Source organism: Flavobacterium sp. UBA4854, assembly GCF_002399805.1.
Lineage (GTDB): Bacteria > Bacteroidota > Bacteroidia > Flavobacteriales > Flavobacteriaceae > Flavobacterium > Flavobacterium ginsengisoli.
On record NZ_DHEI01000120.1, the window covers coordinates 92784 to 101645 of the forward strand.

General features: G+C 35.2%; 4 protein-coding genes. 2 read left to right on the top strand and 2 right to left on the bottom strand.

Features of this window, described 5'->3' with window-relative positions:
• Nucleotides 1-79: 79 nt before the first annotated feature.
• Together B3J44_RS17920 and B3J44_RS17925 are read right to left on the bottom strand one after the other, a co-directional pair.
• A complete protein-coding gene (locus B3J44_RS17920) occupies nt 80-1813 on the bottom strand; it encodes a RagB/SusD family nutrient uptake outer membrane protein (RefSeq protein ID WP_286970100.1) in 1734 nt (577 codons plus the stop codon).
• A gap of 25 nt (nt 1814-1838) precedes the next feature.
• Entirely contained in the window at nt 1839-5126 is a 3288-nt protein-coding gene (locus B3J44_RS17925; RefSeq protein WP_286970101.1) for a SusC/RagA family TonB-linked outer membrane protein, read from the bottom strand.
• Nucleotides 5127-5375: 249 nt separating this feature from the next.
• Between B3J44_RS17925 and B3J44_RS17930 the strand changes: the two genes are divergently transcribed.
• Together B3J44_RS17930 and B3J44_RS17935 are read left to right on the top strand one after the other, a co-directional pair.
• Nucleotides 5376-6125, top strand: a complete 750-nt coding sequence (locus tag B3J44_RS17930) for a DeoR/GlpR family DNA-binding transcription regulator (RefSeq protein ID WP_286970102.1) — start codon at nt 5376-5378, stop codon at nt 6123-6125.
• Nucleotides 6126-6454: 329 nt separating this feature from the next.
• A partial coding sequence (locus B3J44_RS17935; protein ID WP_286970104.1) for an FAD-binding and (Fe-S)-binding domain-containing protein occupies nt 6455-8862 on the top strand: 2408 nt, incomplete at its 3' end.

The window sequence follows — 8862 nt, forward strand, 5'->3', positions numbered from 1 at the left end:
TGTTTTTAAAATACTGCCTCCGAAAAGTCTCACGTCGGAGGCAGTTTTATTAATATGTTTTTTTTCAGTTTTTACTGAATTACCAACCTGGATTTTGTTTTAATTCTACACCTTGAGCTTTGTATAAATCAATGTCATTTGTTGGAATGTTCATTAAATAATGCTTAGGTTCAAAAGTTCTTGTACTTGCTGGGTATATTTTTACATATCCGTTTGCATCAACAACAGTTTGCGATCCAACTGGAGTTCCAATTCTAGCACCAAGATTAACGTCAGGGTTTTTATTTGTATCTAAATAATCACCTTTTTTCCAACGGTAAATATCAGCTTGTCTTAATGTTGTCCAGCTCATGAATTCAATTTGACGCTCGCGACGAACTTCCCAAATTAACGGATTTACTACTCCAGAAAGTTGTTCTAAAGAAGAAGTTCTTCTTGGGTCATTAATTTGAACACCATTTGCAGAAGCATTTACTCCGTCAGTAGTCAAAGGAGCAATTCCGGCACGAGTACGCACTTTGTTGATTGATAAATCAAGATCACTATTTGTTGCAGTTCCTAATTCAGCACAAGCTTCAGCATAATTTAAATATACTTCACTTAAAGTGAATAATGGAGCATCTGTATAGTTACGTCCTCCTGTAGTTACATCTGGACCTGTTGTAGCAGGATTGTTGTATAATTCGAATACATATCCAGACATTGAAACTAAAGCTGCCGTACCAAAAGGTTTTCCTTTGTAGCCGTAATTTGCTGGATTTACCGTTTTACTAAAACGAGGATCTCTGTTAGTGAATGTATTTGTAACATTGTCATCGCCTACGTATTGGCTATTTCCAGTTTGTTGAATAGGCAATCCGTTTGTTGTTACATAACTGTCAGCAGCCCATTTTGTTAAACCGTATTGAATTGTTGAAGTATTGGTATAGTTTTGAAGAGAGTGCATTAATACGTTTGTTAAATAACGTTTTGCTAATATCACCTCTGTATTTCCAAGTAATTCAACTGAGTTGTAAAGTCCTTTCCAATCTGCATTTAATTTGTAGCTTGGATTATTCATAATCATTAAAGAAGCTGCTTTTGCTTTGTTAAGGTAAACGCTTCCATCTTGACCTAAATGGTATTTTCTGTAAGTACCTTCATAAATACAAGCATTACTTAAAGCTGCGTAAGCTGTGTATTTATTTGCAGTAACGTTTTTGTCATCATTTACAAGCATCAAATCGGCTGCTTCTTGAAGTTCTGCAATTACGTTGTCCATAATTTCGGCTCTTGGTTTTGAAGGAGCATATACTGCAGCATCATCTTGAGCTAAATATTTGTCAGTGTAAGGCACATCTCCAAATTTTTGCACTAAACGAAAATACGTATAAGCTCTAAAAAATTTAGCAACTCCAATGTAATGATTCTTTTTTTCTGTCGACATGTTTACTGTCGGGATTTTTTCTAGCATTAGGTTGCAACGACGGATAAGTGTGTAATATTCATTCCAAGAATAAAGATTCGTAGTTGCAGCTGTAACTGGCATTTGGTAGAAAGTAAAGGCAGATAAGTTATCATCTACTCTATAATCACTTCCATGATAGTAGAAAAAAGAAAGTCCGATTGTAGTACCATTACCATAACCATAGAAAGTATCATAATTAAGCCATGAAAAGGTTTTTACGTTGTCTTCTGACTGCCAAAAGTTATCATTTGTAAATTTATCTGCAGGATCATCAGTAAGATAATCTGAACAGCTAACTGCGCTTCCTGCTAGTAAAGCAGTTGCAAACATTAGCAGAAACTTAGATTTTATATTGTATTTTTTCATTGTAAGAGTTTTGAATAGTTAGAGATTAGAAAGAGATATCAACACCAACTGACCATGTTTTTGTGTAAGGATAAGCTCTTCCCCAGAAAACTTCTGTTTCGTCGATTTCAGGATCTACAGGAAGACGTTTGTCTGCCCAAGTCGCAATATTTTCACCAGAAGTATATAATCTTACTTTTTCTAATCCTGCTTTTTTCACAAGAGCTGCTGGCAAGTTATATCCGATAGTAAAGTTTTTTAGACGGAAATAAGACATGTCTAATAAATATCTTGTTGAAGTAACAAAGTTGTTCTGACCTTGAGTACCAGACCCAAAAGTATTTGCTTCGTTACCATAATATGGATTTGGGAAATAAGCACCTGTGTTTTCTGGAGTCCAGTAATCTGCTTGGTTGGCATACATTTGCTGAGGCGCACGGAAGAAAGGCAATACAGCATCTGAAGCAGCCCAGTAATCACGTTTTCCAACTCCTTGGAAGAAAGTAGAAATATCAAATCCACGGAATTTACCGCCTAATGTAATACCATATCTATAACGAGGTGTTGAGTTACCAATTTTTTTCAAATCTCCGTGATCGTCTGCAGTTCCAGCTCCACGAGTAATAGCTCCGTCACCATCTAAATCCACATAGTGAACGTCTCCAGCTCCGTATTTGAAGTTTCCACCCATTGTTTTAGAGTAGTCAACACCATTTACCGTTTTTCCATTATTTGTAATTACGTCATCAGCCTGTAAAAGTCTGTCACTTGTTAATCCCCAAATCTGGCCAATTTCGTAACCATCATAGTAAGGTTTTGTATCTGTAGTAACTAAAGCTAATAATTTAGAAGAGTTGTTCCATTTTGTAATAACCGATTTAGAATCAGATAAAGCAACATCAACAAAAATAGAAGCAGTTTCGCTTAAATTTTTATTAAAGTTCAAAGAAAGCTCCCAACCTTGAGTTCTCATGTTTCCTGAGTTAGTTTGTGCAGAAGTCTGTCCAAATGAACCTGGAAGTGTTATACCTGGAGCAAGCATTCCTTTTGTATCACGCTGGTACCAGTCGAAAGAAGCACCAAGCATATCTAATATTTTAACATCGATACCCACATCTTTAGTCATTACTTTTTCCCAAGTTAATGCAGGATCTACGTTAGTTGGTAAATTTGTAGAAGGCGGAAGAGTAGCACCGCTGTTTACCCAAGAAGGATTTTTAGCTGTCATGATCGATAAGAAAGCATTGTTTCCAACATTTTGGTTACCGATTGATCCGATAGAACCACGCAATTTAAGATCGTTTAACCAGCTGCGTGTTCCTTCCATAAATTTCTCGTTCACAATTTTGTATCCTACAGAAGCAGAAGGGAAGAATCCCCATTGTTCGTTAGTTGGAAATCTTGAAGAACCGTCATAACGAGCATTAAGCTCTACTAAATAAATTCCGTTGTAATCATAATTCACACGTCCAAAGAAACCAGCAATCGAGTATTCTGTTACCGTTGGATTTAAATCTGTGTTTGCAGCTCCAGAAACAAATTGTTCACCAACTGCAAGGTTAAATTCTGGTTTTGATTTGTCTAAAAGCGTATTTCTTCTTGCGTAGTTACGAGATAAATTTTGCCATTCTGAGTTGAAACCAGCTAAGAATTTGAAGTTATGCTTGTCAAATTGTTTTTTATAGTTACCATAAATGTTTACCACATTTGTAGTTGATTCTTGTTTTGATTGTCCAACAAAATCATTTCCTGTTTCAAGAGTTGCAGGAGTAGCGGTTTGAATTGTAGTAGCATCGTATGGCATTGCAGACCAGCTGTCCCATGCTAAGAATTTACCACCATTTTGTTTTCTGTTGTAATAATCGTTTACACTGCTAATTTCAGTGATAAGGTTTAAATCTTTTGTAATATCTGCCGTAAATCTAGCGCTTACCCTTGTATTACGTTTGTTGTTTTCGTTTCTAGAAGCATTAGATAAATACCCTCCAGCTGTACGGAAATTGTATCCTCTATAAGTTCCAAAATTCGGGAAATATTGTCCCCAACGAAGCGCATAACCAAAGTAACCTCCGTAGCCTGTGTCATCAGTTCCAGAACCTCCATAATAGTTAAATGGCTGATCGTAAGAACTATTGATAGTCATTACTTTGAAATCTCCAGTAAGCCAATCTGCTAGTTTTGTTGTAAAACCTAAATTAATGTTGATTCTTTGTCTTTTTTCTTGATTCACTCTTAACATACCATCTTGGTTAGTTAATCCGAACGAAGCAAAGAATGAACTTTTATCTCCTAAATTTCCTTGAGCAGAAATATTGTGTGTTGTTTGTAGCGCATTACTTGCATACAATTCTTTGTTAGCATCCCATACTCTATAGAAGTAAGGAGTTCCATTTTTTATTTCCCAGTCTTCACCATAAATCATTTCATTACTGGTACGATTGTTTGCATATTTTTGTTTCCAGTTTTTAATTCCGTCTAACAAAATGCTGTAGTTCTGACCAAAAATCTCCGGAGTAGAACCATCCGTTCTTGTTCCTGCGGCAATTAATCCTGGAATTTCTTCTGTTGGATCTAAGAATTTAAGTGTAGAAATTGGGTTTGTAAAAGCCGTATTGGCAGAATAAGAAAATCTAACTTTTCCTTCGCCTGTTTTTCCGCTTTTTGTAGTAATAAGAACAACTCCAAACGCAGCACGAGCACCATAGATAGATGCAGAAGCCGCATCTTTAAGTACAGACATTGTAGCGATATCATTTGGGTTAATTAATGATAAATCTGTAGGAACACCATCTACTAATATTAAAGGATCGTCTGAACCATTAATTGTACCCGCTCCACGAATGTTTATTTTTGCGGCACGGTTAATATTTCCTGAATTAAAATTAATGTTTACCCCCGGAGTAGTACCTTGTAAAGCTTTACTAACATCAGTTAAAGGTCTGCTTCCAATTGTTTTAGCAACATCAATATTGGCAACAGCTCCTGTTAAATTGGTTTTTTTCTGAGAAGCAAAACCTACAACAACAACTTCGTCTAGTTTCGAAGTGCTTTCTATAAGACCAACATTTATTTTCTGTTGGCTTTCCACTTTAATTGATTGAGTTTCATAACCCATATAACTAAAGCTTAGAGTTCGTCCCGGTGCTACAGAAATGCTGTAGTTTCCATCAAAGTCAGTCGTAGTGCCATTATTTGTTCCTTGAATAACGACGCTGACTCCAGGAATTGGAATTCCGTCTGATTTGCTTTTTACTGTTCCAGTAACTGTTTTTGCTTGTCCAAATGCTGTTTGAATGCACAAAACCAACACTGAAATAAAGAGTAACTTTTTCATGATTAATCTGGTTTTTTATGGTTGTTGTTGAGCAAATATATTTATTAATTGCATATAAATGCGTTATTTTTGATTTTTTTTCGAAAAAAAAATTGAATAACGCAAAAAAACGCAAGTTTTGCCTCAAAAAGTTTATTTGATTTATTTTAGAAATCTTCTTAATGCGTATTTTTGCAGTTTTTAACGTCTTTTCTGATAGAGATTAAAATATTTGATATATTTGTGATGAACTTTAACTTTTAAAAAAACATGCTGAAAGCCGAAAGACATAAATACATAATGACTAAGCTTATTGAAGACCAAAAAGTTGTTACAACAGATTTAGCTTTGGCTCTCGATTTGTCTGAAGATACCATAAGAAGAGATTTGAATGAATTGGACAGTAAAAAGCAGTTAGAGAAGGTATACGGCGGGGCAGTTCAAGTTAAAGAGAAACCTGCAAATGTATTTGATATTGCAATAGCTGCAGAAGAACAAAAAAAACAAATCGTGTCAAAAGCATTGTCTTTACTTCATGACGATCAGGTTATTATAATGAGTGGAGGAAGCACCAATTTGGTTTTTGCCAAGTTAATTCCTGCTAATTTAAAAGCGACAATATATACTTATAGTTTACCAATCGCAATGCAATTATCTCAACATCCAAATATTGATTTAATATTTATTGGTGGCAAAATGCAGAAAAACGCAATGGTAACCATTGGTATGGATGTGATTCAGGTGGTTTCTAAAATCAAAGCCGATATTTGTTTCATTGGTGCCAGCAGTATAAATATAAAACAAGGGCTTACAGAAGTAGGTTATGAAATCTCAATTGTGAAAAAAGCAATGATAGAAGCTTCTGATAGAGTGGTTTCCATGTTTGCTTCAAATAAATTAAATACCAAAATGCCACACGGCGTATGCGATCTTACACAACTCGATACGATTGTGACAGAGTTAGATCCAGAAGATGAAAAACTAGACGAATATAGAAAATCTGGTGTTTTTATCTTATAATTTTAAACTTACTTAATACAGTTTTTGCGTTTTGTTGCGTTATTTTAATTTAATTATGTTAAAAAACGCAAAATAATGTATTTGTATGCTTTTTGTATCTATATTTGTTAAAACTAGTTTTATTAGTCAGGTATATTTATGAAAATCATTTCTTGGTTTACTTGCCATTTCTTTGGTGCGTTAAAAGAAGTTCAAAGCTTTTAAGAGGAACTTTAATAAATATCAAATTCTAATAAAATTTAGAATGTATTGTTTTTGCCAAACAACTTTTTAGTGAAGCGCAGAAATAAAACATGTATTAAAGAACCAAAAGCAACAGAACCAATTAAATGTCCGATTCTCTTCAACTACAAGAATTAGAAACCTCGCTAGAAGGAACTCTTTTTTATGATGATCTTCATAAAAAAATATACGCCACAGATGCCTCTGCTTATAGAATTATGCCTCTTGCCGTGGCCATTCCAAAATCAGAAAATGATATTGTAAATATTATTCGGTTCGCTTCAAAAAATAAAATTTCTATAACGCCTAGAACAGCAGGAACTTCACTTGCAGGTCAAACTATCGGAAGCGGAATCATTGTCGATGTTTCTAAACATTTTAATAAAATAGTTGCTTTTGATCCTAAAAATAAAACCATTACAGTTCAGCCTGGAGTAATTCGTGATGAACTGAATTTATATTTAAAACCCCACGGATTGTTTTTTGCTCCAACTACATCAACCACCAATAGATGTATGATTGGCGGAATGGTTGGAAATAATTCGTCGGGAACAACCTCAATTCGTTACGGTGTTACCCGAGATAAAATTGTAGAAATAAAAGCCGTTTTAAGCGACGGAACTACTGCAATATTCAGAGATTTGACTTCTGAAGAATTCATTGAGAAAACAAAAGGCGATTCTTTAGAAAATAAAATTTACAAAACCATTTACGACGAACTTTCGAGCAAAGAAAATCAGGAAGAAATCTTAAAAGAATTTCCAAAACCAGAAATTCACAGACGAAATACAGGTTACGCAATTGATGTTTTACTGAAATCAAAACTTTTTTCGGGAACAGAAGATACCATCAATTTAGGAAAACTACTTTGCGGAAGTGAAGGAACTTTGGCATTTACTACAGAAATTACTTTGAAAGTAGACGATTTGCCGCCAACCAATAATATCATGGTTGTGGCACATTTTCATACCATTCAAGAAAGTTTAGAAGCCGTTGTCACTGCCATGAAACATCATTTGTACACTTGCGAAATGATGGATGATACGATTTTAGATTGTACCAAAACCAATAGAGAACAAGCTAAAAATCGATTTTTTATTGTGGGCGAACCAAAAGCTGTAATAATGCTCGAAGTGGGATCGCACATTAGCATGGAAGATGCCGAATTGCAAGCCGATGCATTAATTAAAGATTTAGAAAATAATGGTTTCGGATATGCGTTGCCAAAAATCTACGGAACCGATATTGACAAAGTAAATGAGGTAAGAAAAGCAGGTCTTGGACTTTTAGGAAGTATTGTAGGAGACGACAAAGCTGCCGATTCTATTGAGGATACTGCGGTAGAATTGAGTGATTTGCCTAATTATATTGCCGATTTTGCAGCAATGATGGAAAGACACGGACAAAGCGCGATTTACTATGCACATGCTGGAGCGGGAGAGTTGCATTTGCGTCCGAAGATTAATTTAAAAACAAAAGAAGGATTACATCAGTTTAGAAATTTATCTACTGAAGTAGCCCATTTGGTGAAAAAATATAGAGGTTCATTAAGCGGTGAACACGGCGACGGAATTTTACGCGGAGAGTTTTTGCCGTTTATGATTGGCGATAAAAACTACGAATTGCTGAAACGAGTTAAAAAAGCATTTGATCCTGATACTATTTTGAATGTTGGTAAAATCGTAAATGCTTCGAAAATGGATGAAAATCTTCGTTTTGAAGCGGGAAGAGTAGAACCTGAGATACAAACCATTCAGGATTTCTCTGATAGTTTAGGAGTTTTGCGTGCTGCTGAAAAATGCAACGGTTCGGGCGATTGCCGTAAAATGCCTTCTGCAGGTGGAACTTTATGTCCGAGTTATCGTGCCACAAGAAACGAAAAAGATACTACGCGCGCACGCGCCAACGCTTTAAGAGAATATCTGACGAATTCAGAAAAAGAAAATAAATTCGATCATGAAGAATTGTATAAAGTTTTTGAATTGTGTGTAAGCTGTAAAGCCTGCGCAAGCGAATGTCCAAGTAATGTAGACGTAGCGACTTTAAAAGCCGAATTTTTATACCAATATCAAAAAGCAAACGGATTTTCTTTCCGAAATAAAATATTTGCTTTCAATTCAAAACTCAATGAATTGGGAAGCATTGCGCCATCTATTACCAATTGGGCATCCAATCTTTCTTTCGTTAAAAAAAGAATGGGAATTGCGCCTGAAAGACAAGTGCCGTTATTGGCTCCAAAGACGTTTAGAAAATGGTATGAAAAGAATAGAAAACAGAACATAGGCAGTTCTTTTGAAAACGGAAGCGTTTATCTTTTCTGCGATGAATTTACCAATTACTATGATGTTTCAGTCGGAATTGATGCATACGAACTCTTGACAGAATTAGGTTACAGAGTAATTGTAATTGATCATGAAGAAAGCGGAAGAGCTTTTATCTCAAAAGGTTTTCTGGAAGAAGCGCAGGAAATTGCCAATAAAAATGTCAATACTTTTAAAAATATAATTTCTGAAAA

What these genes read in the sequence shown, in the direction of transcription:
- B3J44_RS17920 (WP_286970100.1), bottom strand. Translation starts at nt 1,813, where the DNA reads ATGAAAAAATACAATATAAAATCTAAGTTTCTGCTAATGTTTGCAACT.
- B3J44_RS17925 (WP_286970101.1), bottom strand. Translation starts at nt 5,126, where the DNA reads ATGAAAAAGTTACTCTTTATTTCAGTGTTGGTTTTGTGCATTCAAACA.
- B3J44_RS17930 (WP_286970102.1), top strand. Translation starts at nt 5,376, where the DNA reads ATGCTGAAAGCCGAAAGACATAAATACATAATGACTAAGCTTATTGAA.